21 protein-coding genes and 2 pseudogenes are annotated in these 21,399 nt (G+C 63.0%); 15 read left to right on the top strand and 8 right to left on the bottom strand.

Annotated features, from left to right (window positions below; all coding sequences use genetic code 11):
• Positions 1-56: 56 nt before the first annotated feature.
• The 9 genes and pseudogenes from V1273_RS30315 to V1273_RS30275 all read left to right on the top strand — a co-directional run bounded on the left by V1273_RS30315 (position 57) and on the right by V1273_RS30275 (position 7,657).
• Positions 57-1,184: a Re/Si-specific NAD(P)(+) transhydrogenase subunit alpha gene (locus V1273_RS30315; RefSeq protein ID WP_057847316.1), complete on the top strand. Its 1,128-nt coding sequence runs from the start codon at positions 57-59 to the stop codon at positions 1,182-1,184.
• An 11-nt stretch (positions 1,185-1,195) separates the two neighbouring features.
• A pseudogene (locus tag V1273_RS30310) lies at positions 1,196-1,514 on the top strand (proton-translocating transhydrogenase family protein).
• Between the two features lie 47 nt (positions 1,515-1,561).
• On the top strand, positions 1,562-2,959 hold the full coding sequence (locus V1273_RS30305) for an NAD(P)(+) transhydrogenase (Re/Si-specific) subunit beta (RefSeq protein ID WP_334365051.1): 1,398 nt from the start codon (positions 1,562-1,564) through the stop codon (positions 2,957-2,959).
• A gap of 14 nt (positions 2,960-2,973) precedes the next feature.
• Complete coding sequence (locus tag V1273_RS30300) at positions 2,974-3,690, top strand: serine hydrolase domain-containing protein (protein ID WP_334380169.1); 717 nt, start codon at positions 2,974-2,976, stop codon at positions 3,688-3,690.
• Entirely contained in the window at positions 3,606-4,043 is a 438-nt protein-coding gene (locus V1273_RS30295; protein WP_334411793.1) for a serine hydrolase, read from the top strand. Before V1273_RS30300 ends, V1273_RS30295 begins: the two co-directional genes overlap by 85 nt.
• A gap of 57 nt (positions 4,044-4,100) precedes the next feature.
• Complete coding sequence (locus V1273_RS30290) at positions 4,101-4,958, top strand: alpha/beta hydrolase (protein ID WP_334380171.1); 858 nt, start codon at positions 4,101-4,103, stop codon at positions 4,956-4,958.
• Positions 4,959-4,962: 4 nt separating this feature from the next.
• Positions 4,963-6,060, top strand: a pseudogene (locus V1273_RS30285) (calcium:proton antiporter).
• A gap of 15 nt (positions 6,061-6,075) precedes the next feature.
• Complete coding sequence (locus V1273_RS30280; RefSeq protein ID WP_057847321.1) at positions 6,076-6,360, top strand: cupin domain-containing protein; 285 nt, start codon at positions 6,076-6,078, stop codon at positions 6,358-6,360.
• A 193-nt stretch (positions 6,361-6,553) separates the two neighbouring features.
• Positions 6,554-7,657, top strand: coding sequence for a hypothetical protein (locus V1273_RS30275; protein ID WP_334411792.1), 1,104 nt, complete (start codon positions 6,554-6,556; stop codon positions 7,655-7,657).
• On the opposite strand, the gene V1273_RS30270 is transcribed toward V1273_RS30275, so the two are convergent.
• Positions 7,654-8,298, bottom strand: coding sequence for a tetratricopeptide repeat protein (locus V1273_RS30270; RefSeq protein ID WP_334411791.1), 645 nt, complete (start codon positions 8,296-8,298; stop codon positions 7,654-7,656). The genes V1273_RS30275 and V1273_RS30270 overlap by 4 nt on opposite strands.
• A 224-nt stretch (positions 8,299-8,522) precedes the next feature.
• Positions 8,523-8,825, bottom strand: a complete 303-nt coding sequence (rpsU, locus tag V1273_RS30265) for a 30S ribosomal protein S21 (RefSeq protein ID WP_028350145.1) — start codon at positions 8,823-8,825, stop codon at positions 8,523-8,525.
• 246 nt (positions 8,826-9,071) lie between these two features.
• Here rpsU and aqpZ point away from each other — a divergent pair, with 246 nt between their 5' ends.
• Positions 9,072-9,794 carry an aquaporin Z gene (aqpZ, locus tag V1273_RS30260; protein WP_334365043.1) on the top strand — a complete coding sequence of 241 codons (723 nt, stop codon included), beginning with the start codon at positions 9,072-9,074 and terminating at the stop codon, positions 9,792-9,794.
• Between the two features lie 25 nt (positions 9,795-9,819).
• Here aqpZ and V1273_RS30255 read toward each other — a convergent pair whose 3' ends face one another.
• Positions 9,820-10,923, bottom strand: a complete 1,104-nt coding sequence (locus tag V1273_RS30255; protein WP_334411790.1) for a 5-(carboxyamino)imidazole ribonucleotide synthase — start codon at positions 10,921-10,923, stop codon at positions 9,820-9,822.
• Complete coding sequence (purE, locus tag V1273_RS30250; RefSeq protein ID WP_334380176.1) at positions 10,920-11,408, bottom strand: 5-(carboxyamino)imidazole ribonucleotide mutase; 489 nt, start codon at positions 11,406-11,408, stop codon at positions 10,920-10,922. The genes V1273_RS30255 and purE overlap by 4 nt, the downstream gene beginning before the upstream one ends.
• 151 nt (positions 11,409-11,559) lie before the next feature.
• On the opposite strand from purE, the gene V1273_RS30245 reads away from it, so the two are divergent.
• Positions 11,560-12,246: a GGDEF domain-containing protein gene (locus V1273_RS30245; protein ID WP_334380177.1), complete on the top strand. Its 687-nt coding sequence runs from the start codon at positions 11,560-11,562 to the stop codon at positions 12,244-12,246.
• Between the two features lie 126 nt (positions 12,247-12,372).
• Here the strand turns inward: V1273_RS30245 and V1273_RS30240 are convergent, their stop codons facing one another.
• The 3 genes from V1273_RS30240 to V1273_RS30230 all read right to left on the bottom strand — a co-directional run bounded on the left by V1273_RS30240 (position 12,373) and on the right by V1273_RS30230 (position 13,327).
• Positions 12,373-12,624 carry a hypothetical protein gene (locus tag V1273_RS30240; RefSeq protein WP_028350150.1) on the bottom strand — a complete coding sequence of 84 codons (252 nt, stop codon included), beginning with the start codon at positions 12,622-12,624 and terminating at the stop codon, positions 12,373-12,375.
• A 28-nt stretch (positions 12,625-12,652) separates the two neighbouring features.
• Positions 12,653-12,919 (bottom strand): hypothetical protein, encoded by a 267-nt coding sequence (locus V1273_RS30235; protein WP_334411789.1) that lies wholly within the window; start codon positions 12,917-12,919, stop codon positions 12,653-12,655.
• A 201-nt stretch (positions 12,920-13,120) separates the two neighbouring features.
• On the bottom strand, positions 13,121-13,327 hold the full coding sequence (locus V1273_RS30230; RefSeq protein ID WP_028350152.1) for a YdcH family protein: 207 nt from the start codon (positions 13,325-13,327) through the stop codon (positions 13,121-13,123).
• Positions 13,328-13,567: 240 nt separating this feature from the next.
• On the opposite strand from V1273_RS30230, the gene V1273_RS30225 reads away from it, so the two are divergent.
• Positions 13,568-13,753, top strand: coding sequence for a YdcH family protein (locus V1273_RS30225; protein ID WP_057858669.1), 186 nt, complete (start codon positions 13,568-13,570; stop codon positions 13,751-13,753).
• 86 nt (positions 13,754-13,839) lie between these two features.
• Here V1273_RS30225 and V1273_RS30220 read toward each other — a convergent pair whose 3' ends face one another.
• The gene (locus V1273_RS30220; RefSeq protein WP_334365037.1) at positions 13,840-14,943 is read right to left on the bottom strand and encodes an NAD(P)/FAD-dependent oxidoreductase; all 1,104 of its coding nucleotides are present in this window, start codon (positions 14,941-14,943) and stop codon (positions 13,840-13,842) included.
• A gap of 258 nt (positions 14,944-15,201) precedes the next feature.
• Here V1273_RS30220 and V1273_RS30215 point away from each other — a divergent pair, with 258 nt between their 5' ends.
• The 3 genes from V1273_RS30215 to V1273_RS30205 all read left to right on the top strand — a co-directional run bounded on the left by V1273_RS30215 (position 15,202) and on the right by V1273_RS30205 (position 21,391).
• Positions 15,202-17,907 (top strand): sensor domain-containing protein, encoded by a 2,706-nt coding sequence (locus V1273_RS30215; RefSeq protein WP_334411788.1) that lies wholly within the window; start codon positions 15,202-15,204, stop codon positions 17,905-17,907.
• Positions 17,908-18,310: 403 nt separating this feature from the next.
• Positions 18,311-19,837 (top strand): ABC-F family ATP-binding cassette domain-containing protein, encoded by a 1,527-nt coding sequence (locus tag V1273_RS30210; RefSeq protein WP_334412292.1) that lies wholly within the window; start codon positions 18,311-18,313, stop codon positions 19,835-19,837.
• Between the two features lie 93 nt (positions 19,838-19,930).
• Positions 19,931-21,391, top strand: coding sequence for a glycerol-3-phosphate dehydrogenase (locus V1273_RS30205; RefSeq protein ID WP_334411787.1), 1,461 nt, complete (start codon positions 19,931-19,933; stop codon positions 21,389-21,391).
• Positions 21,392-21,399: the final 8 nt, after the last annotated feature.

The raw sequence follows: 21,399 nt of genomic DNA, 5'->3' as shown, positions 1-21,399 counted from the left end.
CTAAGCGAAAAAGACGCTAGTTTGCTTGCGCGCGCCCGCCGCGCCGGGGAGGCCTCATGAAAATTGCCGTTGCCAAGGAAATCGATCCGTCCGAACCGCGGGTTGCCGCTTCCCCGGACACAATCAAGAAATTCAAGGCGCTGGGCGCTGAAGTTGCGATCGAACCGGGTGCGGGCATCAAGTCGGGCCTGCCGGATTCCGAATTCACCGCCGTCGGCGCCACAGTCAGCGCGGACGCGTTGAAGGACGCCGACATCATCATCAAGGTGAAACGGCCGGAGGCCTCAGAACTCGCCAAGTACAAGCGCGGCGCGCTGGTCATCGCCATCATGGACCCTTACGGCAATGAGGCGGCGCTGAAGACGATCGCAGATGCCGGCGTCTCGGCGTTTGCGATGGAACTGATGCCGCGCATTACCCGCGCACAAGTCATGGACGTACTGTCCTCGCAGGCAAATCTCGCCGGATATCGCGCGGTGATCGAGGCGGCCGAGTCCTTTGGCCGCGCGTTCCCAATGATGATGACGGCGGCCGGCACCGTGCCGGCGGCGAAGGTGTTCGTGATGGGCGTCGGCGTTGCCGGCCTGCAGGCAATCGCGACCGCGCGCCGGCTCGGTGCCGTCGTTACCGCAACCGACGTGCGTCCGGCCACCAAAGAGCAGGTCGAATCGCTTGGCGCCAAATTCCTCGCGGTCGAGGACGAAGAGTTCAAAAACGCCCAGACCGCCGGCGGCTACGCCAAGGAAATGTCGAAAGAGTATCAGGCAAAGCAGGCCGCGCTCACCGCCGAGCACGTCAAGAAGCAGGACATCGTGATCACGACCGCGCTGATCCCGGGCCGCCCCGCGCCAAGGCTCGTCAGCGCCGAGATGGTCAAATCGATGAAGCCGGGTTCGGTGCTGGTCGATCTCGCCGTCGAGCGCGGTGGCAACGTCGAGGGCGCGAAGGCCGGCGAAGTCGTCGATCTCGATGGCATCAAGATCGTCGGCTACACCAATGTCGCCGGCCGCGTGGCGCAATCGGCCTCGAGCCTTTACGCCCGCAACCTGTTCTCGTTCATCGAGACGCTGGTCGACAAGGCGAACAAGGCGCTCGCGGTCAATTGGGAAGACGAACTGGTGAAAGCCACCGCGCTGACCAAGGATGGCGCCGTCATCCATCCGAACTTCCAGCCGAAAGCCTAAGGAGAGAAGCCATGGAGCATGTCGCCCAAGTCGTCGACCCCTTCGTATTTCGGCTGTCGATTTTCGTCCTCGCGGTCTTCGTCGGCTACTTTCGTGGTCTGGTCGGTGACGCCGGCGCTGCATACGCCTTTGATGTCGGTGACGAATGCGATCTCCTCGGTGATCGTGGTCGGTGCGCTGCTCGCGGTCGGCGTGCCGATGATCTCGAGCGGCTCGGGCTGGGCGCGCGGCTTCGGCTTCGTCGCGCTGATCTTTGCCTGTGTGAATATCTTCGGCGGCTTCCTTGTCACCCAGCGCATGCTGGCGATGTACAAGAAGAAGGCCAAGTGAAATGACGGCGTGCACCTCGCGGGTGACAAAGACAATGGGGACCTGAGATGAACGCCAATCTGGCTGCATTGCTGTATCTCGTGGCGGGCGTGCTCTTCATCCTGTCGCTGCGCGGACTGTCCAGCCCCGCAACGTCACGCCAGGGCAATCTGTTCGGCATGATCGGCATGGCGATCGCGATCGGCACGACGCTCGCGAGCCATCCGCCGGCGGACGGCGTGGCCTGGCTGCTGGTCGTGCTCGGCATCGCCATTGGCGGCGGCATCGGCGCTGTCATCGCGCGGCGGGTGCCGATGACGTCGATGCCGGAACTGGTCGCGGCCTTCCACTCGCTGGTCGGCATGGCCGCGGTGCTGGTCGCCGCCGGCGCCTTTTACGCACCGGAAGCCTTCGATATCGGCAAGCCCGGCGCCATTCACGCATCCAGCCTGGTTGAAATGTCGCTCGGCGTCGCCATCGGCGCGCTGACCTTCACCGGCTCGGTGATCGCGTTCCTGAAGCTTTCCGCCCGCATGAGCGGCGCGCCGATCATCCTGCCCGGCCGCCACATCATCAACATCGCGCTCGCGCTTGCACTGGTGTTCTTCATTTTTGGCCTGGTCCGCTCAGGCAGCGCGCTCGACTTCTGGCTTATCACCATCATCGCCTTGGTGCTTGGCGTGCTCATGATCATCCCGATCGGCGGCGCCGACATGCCGGTCGTGATCTCGATGCTGAACTCCTATTCGGGGTGGGCCGCGGCCGGCATCGGCTTCACGCTCGGCAATTCCGCGTTGATCATCACCGGCGCGCTGGTCGGCTCCTCGGGCGCGATCCTATCCTACATCATGTGCCACGCGATGAACCGCTCGTTCATCTCGGTCATCCTTGGCGGCTTCGGCGGCGAAACGGCGGCCGCGGGCGGCGGCTCCGGCGAACAGAAGCCCGCCAAGCTCGGCTCGGCTGACGACGCCGCTTTCATCATGAAGAACGCCTCCAAGGTCATCATCGTGCCCGGCTACGGCATGGCGGTGGCGCAGGCCCAGCACGCGCTGCGCGAAATGGCCGACATGCTGAAGAAGGAAGGTGTCGAGGTGAAGTACGCGATTCACCCGGTCGCAGGCCGCATGCCCGGCCACATGAACGTGCTGCTCGCCGAAGCCAACGTGCCCTATGACGAGGTGTTCGAACTCGAGGACATCAACTCCGAATTCGCCCAGGCCGACATCGCCTTCGTGATCGGCGCCAACGACGTCACCAATCCGGCCGCGGAAGAGGACAAGACCTCGCCGATCTACGGCATGCCGGTGCTGCAGGTCTGGAAGGCCGGCACCGTGATGTTCATCAAGCGCTCGCTGGCATCGGGCTATGCCGGCATCGACAATCCGCTGTTCTATCGCGACAACACCATGATGCTGCTCGGTGACGCCAAGAAGGTCACCGAGAACATCGTCAAGGGGATGTAACCGATCGGGGCACCATGTTCGCGCGTCGTCAGATGATCATTGGCGCCGCGGCGACGGTCGGCAGTGCCGTCATCTGTCCGCTCTCGGCAGTGGCATTCGAGTGGCGCAAAGTACCGCGAACTGAAACAGGCTTTGCTCCCGATATCGAATCGCGCCTCGATGGACTGATTGCCGACCGGCGCATTTGGGGCTTGCATAGTGTTGTTGTCGCGCGTCGCGGCAAGCTGGTGTTCGAGCGCTATTTCGACGGCGAAGACGAAAACTGGGGTCGCTCCATCGGCCGCGTCGCGTTCGGGCCGGACACGCTGCACGACCTGCGCTCCGTCACCAAGAGCGTTCTCGGCCTGCTCTACGGCGTAGCACTAGCGGCCGGAAAGGTCCCGACTCTCGATCAGCCGATATTGGCGTCGTTCCCCGAATGCGCGGATCTCGCTACCGACCCGCGGCATGGGCGCATGACAGTGGCGCATGCCCTGACGATGGCGCTCGGATTGGATTGGAATGAGGACATTCCCTACGAAGACCCGAACAACAGCGAGGTACTGATGGAAGCCTCGCCAGATCGTTATCGCTATATCTTCAGTCGACCGTTCATGGCCGAGCCCGGCACTCGCTGGAATCGCTGCCCGATTTTGCCCGGACCGCGTTGTTCGACCCGATCGGCGTTGGACGGATCGAATGGACCAAAGGTTTCAACGGCGAGCCCGCGCCCTCTTCGGGCCTGCGCATGACGCCGCGCGATCTCGCGCGCGTCGGCCAGCTCATTCTTAGTCGCGGAGAATGGGAAGGCCGTCAGGTCGTGGCGGCGGGTTGGCTCGAGCAATCATTCAAGAGTTATGTCGCTGTCGATGAAGCGCGTCGCTATGGCGATTTCTGGTACATTGGCGATCTCCAGTACGGTAAACCGCCGAACCGCCCGATCGCTCACTGGATTGGGGCATTCGGTTACGGAGGTCAGAGACTATTCGTGTTTTCTGAACTCGACATTTCGGTAGCTACTACGGCTGGTAACTACAATGACGGGAATCAGTGGATGCCGCCGATCTGGGTGATCCGTGAAGTCGTGCTAGCGAGCGTGTTGTAATAGCCTGGGAGATCACACTGGCCGATAGGCAATGTTGCCTGTAAGCATCGCAGAGTCATGACCACCTTGAAATGGCTGCTCATCATCGCTTCGGCGGGTTATATCTGTGGTCTGCTCGCGCTGTTCTTCGCGCAGCGCGCCATGCTGTTTCCTGCTCCGACAAGCGTGCGCACGCCGCCGCAAGCGGCGGGCTTTCCCGAAGCAGAAGAACATGTCCTGACCACGGCCGACGGTGAGAAGGTCATCGTCTGGCATGTTCCGGCCAAGCCGGGGCGTCCGGTCGTCCTCTACTTCCACGGCAATGGCGATTATCTCGCCGGCTTCTTCGGCCGTTTTCGCGGCCTGGTCGCCGACGGGATAGGAATCGTCGCGCTCTCCTATCGGGGCTATGCCGGCTCGAGCGGGCAGCCGAGCGAGCAGGGATTGCTGCAGGATGCCGCGGCGGCCTATGCTTTCACGGCAGCGCGATACAGCGCGGACAGAATCGTTGCGTGGGGATTCTCGCTTGGCACCGGCGTCGCAGTTGCGCTGGCGGGCGAGCAGCCCGTCGGAAAGCTGATCCTGGAAGCGTCCTATACTTCCATTGTGGACGTCGCCGCGTCCGCGTTCTGGTTCGCGCCGGTGCGGCTATTTATGCGCGATCGGTTTCACTCCGACCGGCACATCGCCCGGATCAGGGTTCCGCTGCTCATGATGCATGGCGCGCTCGATCCCACGATACCCGTTACCTTTGGCGAACGGCTGTTCGCGCTGGCGAACGAGCCGAAACGGTTTGTCCGCCTTGCCCGGGGAGGTCACAACGATCTGGACAATTTCGGCGCGATTGAAATCGCGCGGAATTTTATCAACCTTGCGCAGGGATGGTCGCAGCATGGACGGGCGTACCTTCCGTCCACGAACCGGTTGGGAACTTGACCGCATGAGCGCACATGAACCGATGCCGCGATCAGCCTGGATATTCCCCGTGCTGGCGGTGCTGCTCTTTGCCGTGGCTACCGGCCTCGATATCGACTTTACACCATCGGCCGGCGGGGTCGTGTTTGCGGTGTTGCTGCTGGCGATCCTGTTCGGCACCGTATTCGCAGCGGTGCACCATGCCGAGGTGATTGCCGAGCGGATCGGCGAACCCTATGGCACGCTGCTGTTGACGCTCGCCGTCACCATCATCGAGGTCGCGCTGATCGCCACCATCATGCTCGGCGAAAAGCCGTAGCCGGCGCTGGCGCGCGACACCGTGTTTGCGGTGGTGATGATCGTGTGCAACGGCTTGGTCGGCCTCTGCATCTTCATTGGCGGCTTGCGCTACCGCGAGCAGGATTTTCAGGTCTCGGGCGCCAACCTTTATCTCAGCGTGCTGTTCGTGCTGGCGACCATTACGCTGATCATGCCCAATTATACGCTGACGGCGCCCGGGCCGATCTATTCGTCGGCGCAGCTTGGCTTTGTGGACCTGGTCACGCTCATGCTCTACGGCGTGTTCCTTTATACCCAGACGATCCGGCATAGTGATTATTTCATCAAGGGAGGCGACGGTGCTGCCACCGAAGCATCATCCCTGTCGAACCGGATGCTGGCGCTCAGCGTCGCGCTGCTGCTTATCTCCCTGCTTGCCGTGGTGCTTCTGGCGAAGAAATTTTCGCTCGTGGTCGACGTCGTAACCGCGATGATCGGTGCCCCGCCGGCGTTCGCGGGCGTTCTGGTCGCGGTCCTCATCCTGCTTCCGGAGGGGGTCACCGCTATTGCAGCGGCGCGCAACAATGATCTGCAGAAGAGTATCAATCTCGCGCTCGGATCGTCGCTGGCAACCATCGGGCTGACTATTCCCGCGGTCGGCGTGGCCACCTACGCGCTCGACAAGGAACTCGTGCTCGGGCTCAATGGTCAGGGCATGGTGTTGCTGCTGCTCACGTTCTTCCTGAGCATGCTCACCTTCGGCACCGGCCGTACCAACATCCTGTTCGGGCTGGTGCACATGGTAGTGTTTGCCGTGTTCGTGTTTATGGTGTTCGTGCCGTAATCGGAGAAGAGTGAAATGCTTGCCGCCAAATCCGACGTTCAGGTCGACACATCAGAAGTCCGCGTCACCGAATGGCGGCTGGCTCCGGGCAGTGCCACCGGCCACCACACCCATGAAATGGATTACGTGATAGTGCCGGTGACGTCGGGCGAGATGACGATCGTGGCGCCCAACGGCGAACGCACCAAGGCGCAGCTCGCCTCCGGCAAATCCTATTTCCGGAAAGCTGGGGTCCAGCACGACGTGCTGAACGAGACCGCAAGCGAGATTGTGTTCCTGGAGGTCGAGCTGAAGCCCTGACCACCTAGCCGCGGGTTCTAGGCTGTTTCCGGGCCTCGCCCTGTGACCCGGACCAGCTAGGTAACTTTAGCCGACCCAAGCCGGTGTCGTCCGACCTGCACGAGAACTGCTGAATTGCCACCGATCCGTCGCAGTTGATCCCTCAATGTGCCTCAAAGTTCCAGCAATTAAAGGGCCGCGGGGAGTGGCCGGAATGCTGAATTACGTGAAGAAATTTGCGGTGGACATCTTCCCCTCGGTGGCCGCGACGGTCATCGGGGCGTACATCGTCAACCACTACATCGTGACCAAGCCCAGCGCGGACGCTCCCGCGGCGGCGGCGTCGGCCGCCAATCCCGGCAAGGCTGAAGCCAAATCCGGTGCCAAGACCTCCGATGCGAAGACGTCCGATGCGAAGACGTCTGAGACCACGGCCAGCGTCAGCAATCTTCCGGCCGCAGGCGTCAAGGCGAGGGGTATCTCCGAGAAGGCCATCATGGAGAAGACCGCTGCCGAACGACCGGCGGTGGCTGAAAAGGCCCAAGCGAAAGCCGAAGAAAAGTCCGAAGCGAAGGCTGACGCCAAAGCCGATGCTAAATCCTCCGATTCCAAATCCTCCGATTCCAAGCCTTCCGATCCTAAGTCCGACGTGAAATCGGCCGAGAACCCGGCCGACGCCACCAGCAATCCGGCCGATCAGCGCCGTCATGCAGCGGCGCCGCGCGAAAAGGAAAAGATCAGGGTCGTGCTGCCGTCGCCCGTGCAGCCGGTGGCGTCCCAGGCCACTCCGGTTGTGGCGGCTGCGCCGGCCGCCCCGGTCGAGACTGCGGTTACTCCGGATGAACGGCGCGACGCCAACGATCTGGCGCGCGCCGCGATCGAACGCCTGCGCGCCAACGGCGAAACGTCTCCGCGCGCCCCCGAGACGGCCCGTGCTCCCGAAGCACCCCGTGCTTCCGAAGCACCCCGTGCTTCCGAAGCACCCAGGGTCGCAAGTGCGCCGGCTGCCGTGAATGCGCCCACGCTTCGTCCGCTGCCGCCGCCGGTCATGGTCTCGGGCTCACCCGCTGGCGAACCCATTGGTCAGGTTTCGCCGCAGGCACGGCCGCCTTATGCTGAGGCCACGGACCCGAACCGCCCAGTCCCGCCCGCCGAAATTCCGGTCTCGCGCCCGCTCGATCTGCGTGCCGAAGTTGCGGAGCCTTCCGTCCGCGAACGCGCCACGGCGGCTGCCGAGGACGCGCTGTCGACTGCGAAGTCGATCTTCCACGCGGTGCTCCCGAGAAATAGTCTGCGGTCTTCGACAGAAAGCCGCTAACCGCCCGTACGGGCGAGCCCGTTTCGTGCGGCTTCGTCCTTGGGGCGGAGCGCGAGCGCGCGGCCGTAGGATGTGAACGCCTTGGCCTTTTCGCCCAGGCGCTCATAGGTGACGCCACGTGCCGACCAAGCTGGCGCGCTGTTGGGATCGGCCTGCACCGCTTCGTCCAGATCGGAAGCGGCTTCCTTTGCCTTGTCGAGGGCAAGGTAGCTGCTCGCCCGCGCCAGCAGCGGCTCGACCCGTTGCGGCGTCAGGCCATTGGCCGCTGTGAAATCGGCGATCGCCTGCTCATGCTGCTTGTCGGCTTGATAGATCAGGCCGCGGCCGTACAGCGCCTGCACGTTGTAGGGATCGAGTGCGAGCGCGCGCTCGAATTCCGCGAGCGCTTCCTCGGCCTTGCCGGATTTGGCGAGCGTCTGGCCGCGCGTTGCGTGGCCCTGGGCATCGCTGACGCTTTGTCCGCTGATCGTGCCGGTCGGCTTCTGCTCGACGGCCTGTGGCTTTTCCTTGTCCGATCCCCACGATCCCAGGTCGAACGAACAACCGCCGAGGGGCAGGCCGAGAACGATCGCGAGCAGCACGATGGATGCGGCCGTGAAGCGCGAAGCGCAGGGAAGTGTGTTGCAATCGGTAAGGGCCATGCGGCGGAATTCTCGCGCGTCGAACATGGCATAGGTAACCCGATGGCTCGCAAAATGCATCGGTCAAAATGGCCGCAACGGCGTCGACGGCGATGCGTGTTATCGAGCAGGCCGCGCGCGAGAGCGCCGATTTTCCGGCGCGCCCGAATTCTGTGGAACAGAAGCGCGAAAAACAAAACGCGGACCCAAGGGCCCGCGTTTTTCATTCAAACCTAGCGAACTGCTTAGCGCGGTCCGCGCGGACCTGCGCCCGGGCCACGGCCGCCGGCGCCGCCACGGTCGCCACCGGGACCGGCGCCGAACACCGGCTTGGGCTTCATCGGCAGCAAGCCTTCACGCTGCAGCTTCTTGCGGGCCAGCTTGCGCGCGCGGCGCACGGCTTCGGCCTTTTCACGGGCCTTCTTCTCGGACGGCTTTTCGTAATGGCCGCGGAGCTTCATCTCGCGGAAGATACCCTCGCGCTGCATCTTCTTCTTCAGCGCCTTGAGGGCTTGATCGACATTGTTATCGCGGACGAGAACCTGCACGCGGCATCCTCTTTCAATTGATCGGATAGGAATTCTGGTAAAGCGAAGGGCCGGCGAAAGGCCTGGTCCTCAACCCTGAGCGCGGGCATGTAGCAGACAAAACCGCAGATGTCCACCTGAGAAGGCGGTTTCCGGCCCCGGAAAGCTGCGAAAAATCGGCTGATACGGGCCCGTTTCCTCAAATAACGAGCCCTTCACGGGCCCCTCCCTAACATCCAGCAGCGCAAAAACATGCGGGAGGCGAGTATGAATACCAAAAAATATACCGCTGAAGCGATCGGCACGTTTTGGCTCACTTTTGCGGGATGCGGCAGCGCGGTCATCGCCGCCGGTTTTCCGGAGGTCGGTATAGGCCTGGTCGGTGTGTCCCTGGCATTCGGCCTGAGCGTCGTGACCATGGCCTATGCGATCGGCCACATCTCCGGCTGTCATCTCAATCCCGCCGTCACGATCGGCCTCGCGGCCGGCGGACGGTTTCCGGCGCAGCAGATCGTTCCTTACGTGATCGCGCAGGTGATCGGTGCTGTTGCTGCTGCGGCATTGCTCTATGTGATCGCAAGCGGCGCGCCCGGCTTCGATCTGGCCAAGGGCTTTGCCTCCAATGGCTATGACGCGCATTCGCCCGGTCAGTACAGCATGGTGGCCTGCTTCATCACCGAAGTGGTGATGACCATGACGTTCCTGTTCATCATCATGGGCGCCACCCACGGCAAGGCGCCTGCGGGCTTTGCGCCGCTCGCCATCGGATTGGCGCTGGTGATGATCCATCTCGTGAGTATCCCCGTCACCAACACGTCGGTAAATCCCGCGCGCAGCACCGGGCCCGCGCTGTTCGTCGGCGGCTGGGCACTGGCGCAGCTTTGGCTGTTCTGGGTTGCGCCCTTGATCGGCGGTGCGCTCGGCGGCGCGATCTATCGCTGGCTCAGCGAGGAGCCGGCCGGCGTCGTGGAAGGCTTGAAGACCGCCTGATCTGCAAACGCGCCCGACGGGCGAACTACTTCTTGCTTGCCGGAGCCACCTCAGTGACATGGCCCATCTTGCGGCCCGGCCGCGGTGTGCCCTTGCCGTAAAGATGAACCGTGGCGCCGGGAACCGTCAGCCATTGCTCACAGTCGAGGATATCGTCGCCGATCAGGTTGGTCATGGTGACCTGGCCGTGACGAACCGGCTTGCCGAGCGGCCAGCCGGCAATCGCCCGAATGTGCTGCTCGAACTGGGAGATCGAGGCGCCGTCCAGCGTCCAGTGCCCGGAATTATGCACCCGCGGCGCGATCTCGTTGACCAACACGTGCGGTCCGCCGTTTCCGGCAACGACGAACAGCTCGACCCCGAGCACGCCGACATAGTCGAGCGCATGAGCGATCTTCTCGGCAACGGCTCGCGCCTGTGCGGCCAACTCATCCGATATCGCGGCCGGCACGCGCGAGAATTTCAGGATGTGATCGCGATGCTCGTTTTCGGTGACGTCGTAGCATTCAACATGGCCATCCGCCGATCGCGCGGCGATCACGGAGATCTCGCGCTCGAAGGGAATGAAGGCTTCGAGGATCGCGGATTTGGTGCCGAGTTCTTCCCAAATACGGATGGGGTCGTCGCCCTCGCGAATAATCGCCTGGCCCTTGCCGTCATAGCCGAAGCGGCGGGTCTTGATCACGGCGGGAAGGCCGATGCGGGCAATGGCGCTCTGCAGGGTTTCCGCCGACGACACGTCGGCATAGTCGGCAGTATCGATGCCGAGCCGCTTGATGAAATCCTTCTCGATCAGCCGGTCCTGCGTGGTTTCGAGGATTTTCTGCGCCGGCAACACCGGACGGCGCGCAGCCAGCACCATGGCGGTGGCGGCCGGCACGTTCTCGAATTCATAAGTGATGACGTCGACATCATTGGCGAACAATTCGAGCGCCTCGACGTCGGCATATTCGGCGCAGGTTGCGTTCAGCACCACGTCGAAGGCGGGCGAATCCGGGTCCGGCGAAAACACCTGGCATTTGAGGCCGAGGCGCGCCGCCGCCATGGCCAGCATCCGGCCCAATTGTCCGCCGCCGAGAATTCCGATGGTGTCGCCCGGCTTCAGCTTCACCTTGTCTGAAACCGTCACGCCGAACCCTCCGGGCGCTCCTTGACCGCATCCGTCTGCTGCTTGCGCCAGGCGGCCAATCGCGTCGCCAGCGCCGGGTCATTCAGCGCGAGCACGCTTGCCGCAAGCAGGGCTGCGTTGATGGCGCCGGCCTTGCCGATCGCCAGCGTGCCGACGGGAACGCCGGCCGGCATCTGCACGATCGAGTACAGCGAATCGATCCCCAACAGCGCCTTGGATTCGACGGGAACGCCGAACACGGGGAGTTCCGTCAGCGCCGCCGCCATGCCGGGCAGGTGCGCCGCGCCACCGGCGCCGGCAATGATGACCTTGAAACCCAGAGCCTTGGCGCCCTTGGCGAAGGCGAACAGCCGGTCCGGGGTCCGATGGGCCGAGACGATGCGCTTTTCGCAATCGATCCCGAGCGCCGCCAACGTCTCGGCGGCGTGGCGCATGGTCTCCCAGTCGGACTGGCTGCCCATAATGATGGCGATCGGTGCGGTCATCTCGTCAATTCTGTTCGGGAATCCAGAAACATAGGCCGATTATAGGGTCGGCCCGGGGCTCATCCAAGGCGTGGCAAGGGATCAGGAATGGACTATCCTGTCTTGGTGAATCCCGGCAAGCCTTCATAAGCGTGCCTGCACAGGGAAGGCCATGAAGAAGAAAACCAGGGCGACCGCCTCCAGGGCCGGAAAACGCCTTAAAAGCGCGGCTTCCGGGCGAGAAATCGCTCCAAGGCGGGCGTCCGGCCAGGCGTCCCGGCCGCCAGCGGTATCCAACGGCACCAAGGCAACGATTCGCCGTCTCAAGGCCGAACTGGCCCGGACGCAGGCGCAGATCGAGGAACTTCAGGCCTCCGCCGATACCGACTTCCTGTTGGGCATCCCGAACCGGCGCGGTTTCGAGCGCGAGCTCAATCGCGCGATCGCCTATATGAAGCGCTATCGCGCCTCCGGTGCCCTGGTCGTGCTCGATGTTGATCGGCTGAAGCCGATCAACGACGCCTTCGGACATGCCGCGGGCGACCAGGTGCTCAAGGCCGTTGCCGCGGCGCTGCTGGCGCAGGTGCGCTCTTCCGACATGGTGGGCCGGCTCGGCGGCGACGAGTTTGCGCTGCTGTTGTGGAATCTCAGCGAGACCGACGCCAGGGCCAAGGCGGCCGCGCTGGAGGAGGCGATCGATCGCCTCAGCTTCGTGTTCGATGGCCGCACCATTACCGCGGGCGCCTCCGCGGGCGTCTCAGTGCTCGATACCCACTCCGAAGCCGGTCGTGCGCTGGAAGCGGCCGACAGCGCCATGTATGTGCGCAAGGCGCTGCGGCGGCATGAGGCGAAGGCGTAGTGTGGGCCAATCCTACTGAGTCAAAGGCGCGCTTCGCGCCGTGCCCACCAACAGACGAGCATGGAAGAAAAGTTGGTGGGCACGCTTGCGCTTTGCCCACCCTACAAATTCCGATCAACGATCTGGCTAAAGCCCGCTGAGATCGTCCGGCACGTTGCCGAACTTGCGCAGCAGTTTCGCATCGCCGAATTCACCCATCATGGGATCGCCACTGCGGCTGAAGGCAACGGCGCCGATGCTGCCGGCCATCCGCGACATCGTCTCGGCGCGCCGCAACGCGGTGGTCGGGCTCTGACATTCTTCCGCGGCGCCCGCCACCGGCGAGCCGCTATCGTCCTGCAGGAATGGCATTGCGACGTAATAGGTGACATCGGCCATTGTATCGCTCCAGTGTGATCGCTCCGGATCAGGCCGCGTTGCTACTCGCACGTGGTCTTTGTTTTGACGCGTTTTCTTCACGCGAACCGGTATCCACTCCGCTCGAAAATGCTTTCGCCGGCACACAGCCGGCTGCTATCGCGGCCTGCAGCTCCCCCAGTTCGATTTCCAGATACTCGTTCGCCATGATCAGCGCCTTGATAGTCGAGCGCAGATTGCCGTCGCACATCGCGATCGCCTGATCGCAGGCCTGCTCGTAGCGGTTGTTGTCGGACAGGGGCGGTGTGGTGGACATGGCTGGACTCCCGAGGCTGGCAGGAAGGTATGTTCTCTTTTTGTTCTAGTCGAGTCAAGCCGCATCCGCCAGCCGAAGGCCTGTTTTTTGGCCGTCCGCCAAGCCCACGAGCCGCCGTGGGTGTGGATGTCGGGGAAAAGGATTTGCCGAAAGGCGCACGGTTTTGCGCGCCGAACCAGCGGAGCGCGGCAAGCGCAACGATCAGGCAATGATGTCGGGCGTGATCTGGTCTTCGATGAAGGCGATGCGGTCGCGCAACTGCAGCTTGCGCTTCTTCAGCCGCTGCAGCCGCAACAAGTCCGGCGCCGGCGACTGATGCAGCGCATCGATCGCCGCATCGAGATCGCGATGCTCCTGCTGCAGCCTGGCGAGCTCGGTTTCAAGCTCGCGCTCATCATCGTCGGTCATGGCGTACGTTAGCTGAAAGCGCGATCAGGTTGCGAACGGATTCTTCGGAAGCTGGCGGTGAATATCGTCCCTGCGAGGCCGCTCCGCAAGCTGATCGGGTTCCATAGTCACGATTGGTTACAGATAAATCCGAAAATATGAGAGGCCCCGATTCTGGATACCCATCGACAGATTCGGCGGCTGGTGTACACTCGCACGTCCGGATCGAATCTGAGGTTTCACCCACCGAGGAGATTTCGTATGGCACTACAGGCGCATCTTGTTGAGCTTGAACGTAAGCACAAGATTCTCGAGAATGAATTGCACGAAGCGCTCGTGCACCTTTCCACAGACGACCTGCAAATTGTCGAGTTGAAGCGCCGCAAGTTGATGGTCAAGGATCAGATCGAGCGGTTGAAGCAAACCGCCGACGAAACCCTCCACTAAGTAGTCCAGCAAAGTATCGAAAATCCCCACACGGCCGGATGGGCGCCGATGCGCTCGTCCGCCTGTCGGTGATACTTCGGCCTCCGTCACAGCTCCGCCAGCGCGCCGACGTGATCGGCGATCGCAAGCGATGATGTCAGTCCCGGCGATTCGATGCCGAACAGGTTGATCAGTCCGGCGATGCCGTGATCGGCAGGACCTTGGATGAGAAAATCCTGCGTGGCGACGGCCGGCGGCACGATTTTCGGACGGATTCCGGAATAGCTTGGCATCAGCGCGCCGTCCGGCAGCGTCGGCCAATAGCGCCGGATCGCGGGATAGAATCGTTCGGCGCGGGCAGGGTCCACCGCATAGTCGATGCTCTCGACCCATTCGACGTCGGGGCCGAACCGGGCCTGTCCGGCCATGTCGAGGGTGAGGTGCACGCCCAGCCCACCGGGCTCCGGCACCGGGTAGATCAGGCGCGAAAATGGAGCCCGCGCACTGCAGCTAAAATAATTGCCCTTGGCGAGATAAGCACAGGGAATCATTTCGATCGGCATGCCCTCGATGCTGCGCGCCACCGCGGGCGCGCCCAATCCGGCCGAATTGACGAGCAGGTTGCACGCAAGGGTCATCGGCGCATCGCCGCCGGCTTCGATTTCGATATGACCGGCGTTGGTTCGCGCGTGCAGCAGCGGGGTGTGGAATGCGAAAGCCGCGCCGGCTTCTTCCGCATCGCCCCGCAGCGCCAGCATGTAGGCGTGGCTGTCGATGATGCCGGTGGATGGCGACAACAGCGCCGCATCGCAATTCAACGCCGGCTCCAGTTCGCGCGCCGCTTCGCCCGTCAGCAACTGCATGTCGTCGACGCCGTTGGCCTCGGCATGCGCGCGGATCGATTGCAGCTTCTCGGTTTCCTTCGGCGTCGTCGCCACGATCAGCTTGCCGCAATTGCGATGCGGAATGCCGTGGTCGCTGCAATACCGGTAGAGCGCGCGCTTGCCGCTGACGCACATCTGCGCCATCAGGCTGCCGGCACGGTAATAGATGCCCGCATGAATCACCTCGCTGTTGCGCGAGGAGGTGACGGTGCCGATACCCTCGGCGGCCTCGAGCACGATCACTTCGCGGCCCGCCTGGGCCAGGCGCCGTGCGATCGCGAGCCCGATCACCCCCGCTCCGATGACGACGCAATCGACCTTGTCCATGTCAGCTTCAGGCCCGGAAATCTGGCGCCGAAATCGGCGCTTGCCACGCTCGGCAATCATCGTTGGGTTCGGTGGAGCTGTCGAACAACCCGTTGGTTTGCCTCGAAATACGCAGTAAACGCAGTCCCATTAACGAAGCATTAATCATGTCGGGCCAATTGCCGTAATTTGGGTCATATTTTAGAATTGTGCGGGTAGTCGTTTACCCGATCCAAACCCGTCAAGCCAGACACTCCACCCGCAAACCTCGGGTGGGTAATGGCTGACAGCAACCGGCAGGCAGGACGGAAGAATTGGATTCCGGCGCAGGTCCTCGTCTGTCTGCTCGCCATTGCCGCGCCGTGCGGGCTGGCTTGGGGGGCCGCATCCTCGAGCGGCTTTGCGCCGGCGAGCCATATCGGGGAATTCGATTCCACTATGGCCTGGGAGTTCCTGCTCGGCGGGATCGTCGTCACCTCCTTCCTGGCCGCGATCGGCATCTGGATTTTGTCGGCGCTGCGCGGGGCGAAGCGCGCGCAATTGCAGCGCAGCGCGTTCATCAGTTCGGCGCTCAACAATCTCAACCAGGGCGTGATGATGACCAACGCGCAAAACCGCGTGGTCTTCTGCAACGAGCGTTTCCTCGAAATGTACGGGCTGAGCCGCACCGAGATTTCGAGCAGCATGACCGGCCGCGAACTGCTCGAACTGCGGCGCGAGCGGGGACTGCTCAATCACACCGCCGAAGAGTTCGGCAAGCTTGCCCGCCGCCCGGAAGGTGTCGTCACCGAACTGCCGAACGGTCGATCGGTGTTGTCGAAGATCTTCCGCCTGCCCAATGGCGGGACGATCGGAACGCATGAGGATTGCACCGAGCAGCGCCAATTGTCGCGCAAGCTGGCATCGACCACCAAGTTTCTGGAATCGGTGCTCGACAACGTTCCGGTCTGCGTCGCCGCCAAGAACATCGAGGACGGCCGCTATATCTTCGCCAACCGAGCGTTCGAGCGATTCTCGCGTTTCTCCCGCGATCACATCATCGGCAGGCGCGCCGACGAGATCTCCCGGCCCGAAACCGCGAAAAGCATCGAAGCGGCGGACCAGGCGGCGCTGACCGCGCCGGAAGGCTATCACCGCAGCGAATACGTCGTCGAACGGGGTGACGAAAAGCGCGTTGTCTCCGCAAACCGCGTCGTCGCGCGCAACGAGAACAACAAGCCGGAATTCCTGATTACGCTGTTCGACGACGTCACCGACCGCCGGTCGCTGTCGCGCGAACTCGAAAACACCAAGAAATTCCTCGAACTGGTGGTCGACAACATCCCGGTGTCGCTGATCGTCGAGCGTGTCAGCGACGGCCGGTATTTGCTCGCCAACCGCAGCGCCGAGACCATTCTCAATCGCCGCCGTGAGGATGCTACCGGCCTGACCGCCGCCGACATCTTCAATCCGCGCGAAGCCAAATTGATCATCGCCCGCGACGAGGCCGCGATCAAGAAGCGTGGCCTGCTCACCGAAGAGCACCCGATCTCGACCAAGGATGGCTTGCGGCTGTTCCTGACCCGCCGCATGACGGTGCTCGACGAGGCCGGCGAGCCGCAATATCTGATCAAGACCCATGAGGACGTCACCGATCGCCGCCAGACCGAGTCGCGGATGGCGCACATGGCCTACCATGACGGCCTGACGGATCTGCCGAACCGCGCCGCTTTCCTGCAGGCGCTGGCCCAGATGATCGAGGCCTGTGCCGGCACGGACGAGGAATTCGCGGTGTTGTGCGTCGACCTCGACGGCCTGAAGGAAATCAACGACGTATTCGGCCACGCCACCGGCGACAAGCTGTTGATCGAGGTTGCCGGCCGCATCCAGGCTTGTGCCCGCGGCGGCGTGGTGGCCCGCCTCTCCGGCGACGAGTTCGGCCTGATCATCGACGGCAAGCAGCCGGAGGCGGGCAAGGCGCTTGCCGAAAAACTCGCGCAGGCGCTGTCAGACGAGTTCGTGATCGACGGCAAATCGGTGCGGACTGGTATGACGACCGGCATCTCGGTTTTTCCGCATAACGGTCCGGATGCCGCTTCGTTGCTGGCCAATGCCGGCGCGGCGTTGTTCCGCGCCAAGCAGAAGTCGCGCGGCTCGATCAATGTTTTCGAGCCCGAGATGGACCAGCAGATTCGCGATCGCCGCGTGCTGCACCAGGATCTTTCGATGGCGATCAGGAACGGCGAATTGTCGCTGTACTACCAGCCGCAGGCCGCGGCGGGCCCGACGATCGCTAACAGCAAGGTCATCGGCTTCGAGGCGTTGGCGCGCTGGATACATCCGGTGCGCGGCTTCGTGTCGCCCGGCGATTTCATTCCACTTGCCGAAGAAAGCGGCCTGATCGTCGAAATGGGCGTCTGGATCCTGCGTGAAGCCTGCCGGGAGGCTGCCTCCTGGCCGGTGCCGATGCAGATCGCCGTCAACCTGTCGCCGGCGCAATTCATGCACGGCGATTTGGTCAGCCTGGTGCATTCGATCCTGCTCGAGACTGGCCTCGCGCCCGACCGGCTCGAGCTCGAAATCACCGAAGGCGTGCTGATCGAGGATTTTGACCGCGGTCTGGCACTGCTACGGCGGCTGAAGGCGCTCGGCGTGCGCATCTCGATGGACGATTTCGGTTCCGGCTATTCCTCGCTGAGCTATCTGCAGGCCTTCCCGTTCGACAAGATCAAGATCGACCGCGCCTTCGTCATGAATCTCGGGCGCAATCCGCAATCGGCGGCGATCGTGCGCGCCGTCATCGATCTCGGCCACGGCCTCGAAATGTCGATTGTTGCCGAAGGCGTGGAGACCCAGGAACAGCTCGGCTTCCTCGCCGACGAGGGCTGCGACGCGGTGCAGGGCTATTTCCTCGGCAAGCCCCAACCTATCGGGCACTACGCCACGCTGGTCGGCCGCAGCGTCGCAAATGCCATCGAGGCTGCGCGCAAGCTCGCCAGCGCCTGATTTCGCCAAACCGCGTCACCGATGTCTCACGACCCAATGATGCCATTGAGCGCGTAACCTTTCGGGCTTCTCGGATTTGAGCTCGACCATGCCTTTGCTTGCCTTCCTTTGCAGGCCCGGCTACTTTGACGGCCTATCTGATCGAGAAAGGAGGGCTGCGCGGTGACGACATTTTTCCGGCACTATCGCCAGCGTGGCCCCGTCAACGCCCTGCAAATGCGTTTGCAGGGCTGACCAGAGACCTTTCGCAAATCTCTTCCTGGTCTGCCCTCGTTGCAATTGCGGCGTCGAACGGTTGCTCGTTCACGCCCGCATTTCAGTAACGCGCCGCGCTTCGACGCGGACATCCGCTGATGGCTGCATGCCCGGATGCCGTGGTCGCCGGCAAGACCAGAAAACGATCATGACCCTTATCACTATCCGCAATCTCGGCGTGACGCTGAATGCTCCGCTGTTTTCTCGGCTGAACCTCCTCGTCAATGCCGGTGACCGTATCGGGCTCGTCGCGGCGAATGGGCGCGGCAAATCCACGTTGCTGCGCTGCATTGCAGGCATAATGGAGCCAGGAGAAGGCAAGATCACCAGATCGCGGGGGCTGACCATCGGCTATGTCGAGCAGGACGTGCCGTCGGTGCTGATGGATACGCCGTTTGAGGCGGCGGTGCTCGAGGCGCTACCCGTCGAACGACGGCAAAGCGAGAGCTGGAGAGTCGAAATTGCTCTGGAATCGCTGGAGGTGCCCGAGGCGCTGTGGCAGAGGCCGCTGAAGCAACTGAGTGGCGGTTGGCAGCGGCTTGCCTTGCTTGCCCGCGTCGCGGTGACCGAGGCCGACGTGTTGTTGCTCGACGAGCCAACCAACCATCTGGACCTCGCCCGGATCCGTCAGCTTGAAGATTGGCTGAACGCGCTGCCGCGCGATATGCCGGTCGTCATTTCGAGCCATGACAGGGCCTTTCTCGACGCAACCACGAACCGCACGGTATTCTTGCGACCCGAGCAGTCGCAAATATTTTCCCTGCCCTACACGCGGGCTCGCGTCGCGCTTAGCGAGATCGATGCATCGGACAAACGGCGCTACCAACGTGACGTAAAGGCGGCCGCGCAGCTTCGCCAACGCGCCGCAAAGCTCAACAATATCGGCATCAATTCCGGCAGCGCCCTTCTGTTGCAAAAAACCAAACAATTAAAGCAGCGGGCGGAGAGGCTGGAAGATGCGGCAAAACCCGCGCATCTGGAGCGACCCGCGGGGATGATCAAGCTGGCCAATCGCGGAACACATGCCAAGGTTCTGATTGCGCTGGACGATGCCGCCGTCTCTGCCCCGGACGGCAGATTGCTGTTCAAGACCGGCAAGCAGTTCATCTGCAAGGGAGACCGGATCGTGCTCCTGGGACCGAACGGGGCGGGCAAGACCCGGTTCGTGGCGATGCTGCGCCAAGCGATCGAAAACCCGGAAGCCATGCGGGCCTGTATCAAGGTTACGCAGTCGCTTGCTCTCGGCTATTGCGGACAGGATCTTGCCGATCTTGCCGATGCCGACACGCCGATGCACACGATCGTCAGCCGATTCGATGTCGGCGATCAGCGTGCACGCGCATTGCTCGCCAGAGCAGGCCTGTCGGTTGCGATGCAGAGCCGTCCGATCTGCCGGCTTTCCGGCGGACAGAAGGCGCGTCTCGGCATGCTCTTGCTGCGGCTTGCCCAGCCAAACTTCTATCTGCTCGACGAGCCTACCAATCACCTGGACATCGAGGGGCAGGAAGTGCTGGAGGACGAATTGCTGGAGCATCAGGCAAGCTGCCTGCTGGTTTCACATGATCGCAACTTCATGCGCACGGTCGGAAACCGGTTCTGGCTGATCGAAAAAAAGAAGCTGGTGGAACTGGAAGGACCAGAGCGCTTTTTCGCATCGATCGGCGCAACCGGCTGAGCGGCGCTTGATTCATTTCCAGGAGCGCCATCCACTTTTGGCCATCATGACCTAGTGTAGTGAAATCAGCTTCTCTCCAGTCACCCATAGCGTATGGCGGACTACGATCTCGCGATCATTGGCGGCGGGTTGAACGGCGTCAGCATCGCGCGGGACGCCGCAGGCCGCGGCCTGCGCGTCATCCTGCTGGAGCAGGGCGATCTCGCCGCGGGCGCCTCGTCGGCCTCGCCTCGGCTGATTCACGGCGATCTGGCAAGCCTTGAGCGCCGGCATTTCTTGCGGGTTCGGACGGCGCTCGCCGAGCGCGACATCTGGCTCAGGATCGCGCCGCATCTGGTGCGCCCGATGCGCTTTGCGATTCCCGCCCATTCCGATGAACGCCCGGACTGGCAGTTGCGCTCATGGCTGCTGTTGTACGACCGGCTGGCCTCGCGCAGCGGTCTGCCGGCCTCGGCGACTGTCGACGTCACGCATCATCCGATCGGCAACGCGCTGAAGCGCCCGTTCGGCACCGCCTTCGAGTATTCCGACTGTGTCGTGGACGACTCCCGGCTGGTGGTGCTCACGGCCGTCGATGCCGCGGCGCGCGGCGCGGTGATTCGCACCGGCGCGCGCTGCACCCGGGCCGAACGGGGCAGGGAATGGCGGCTGGTGACGATCGATCGCGGTTTTCGCAAGGTGATCACGGCAAGGGCGATCGTCAACGCCAGCGGCGCCTGGACGTCGTCCGTCGCCGAGACGGTGTTGCGCGTGCCGCCGCCGAAGGTTGCCGCCGAGCAGATGGACCAGATCGTGGTCCGTCGTCTGTTCGACAGCGACAATATCTATGTATTCCAGAACAGCGATGGACGACTGATTTTCGCCAGCCCCTATGAGCGCGATTTTACCCTGATCGGCACCGTCAACCATGCTTTCAAGGGCGATCCAGCCATCGTTGCGATGGCGGCCGGTGACGTCGCCTATCTCTGCGATGCGGCGAACCGCTATTTCCGCGAGCGGATCGAGACGGTCGATGTGGTGCGTACGCTTTCCGGGGCCAACATGGTGCGGAACGCCGCGAGCGGACGCGACGGGGCGATGACGCTCGACCACGGCCGCGGAAGAGCGCCGCTGCTCACGGTGTTCGGCGGCGACGTCACGACGTCGCGGCTGCGCGCAGAGCAGGCGGTCTCGAAGCTGACGCCGTTCTATCCGATGTCGCCGCGCTGGACCGCGACGGCGCCGCTGCCCGGCGGTGATTTTACCTGGGACCGCTTCGACAACGAAGTCGACGAAGTGCGCGAGCGCTGGCGATTTCTCGGCGAGGATCAAGCGCGGCGCCTGGTCGCGGCCTACGGCTCGAACGTCAAGGCGATCCTGGGCGACGCCAAGGAGCGCGACGAACTCGGCCTTGCTTTCGGACCGGAATTGACGGGCGCAGAGGTCCGCTATCTCATGCAGCGGGAATGGGCGCGCTTTCCGGACGATGTCTTGTTGCGGCGCACGAAGCTTGGCCTCACCATGCTGCCGGAGGACCGCGACGCGCTGGCGACGTTCATGGCGGCGGCCGTCTGACGAATGGG

It is taken from the genome of Bradyrhizobium sp. AZCC 1721 (genome assembly GCF_036924715.1).
Classification (GTDB): Bacteria; Pseudomonadota; Alphaproteobacteria; order Rhizobiales; family Xanthobacteraceae; genus Bradyrhizobium.
This window is presented reverse-complemented; position numbering and strand designations above follow the sequence as displayed.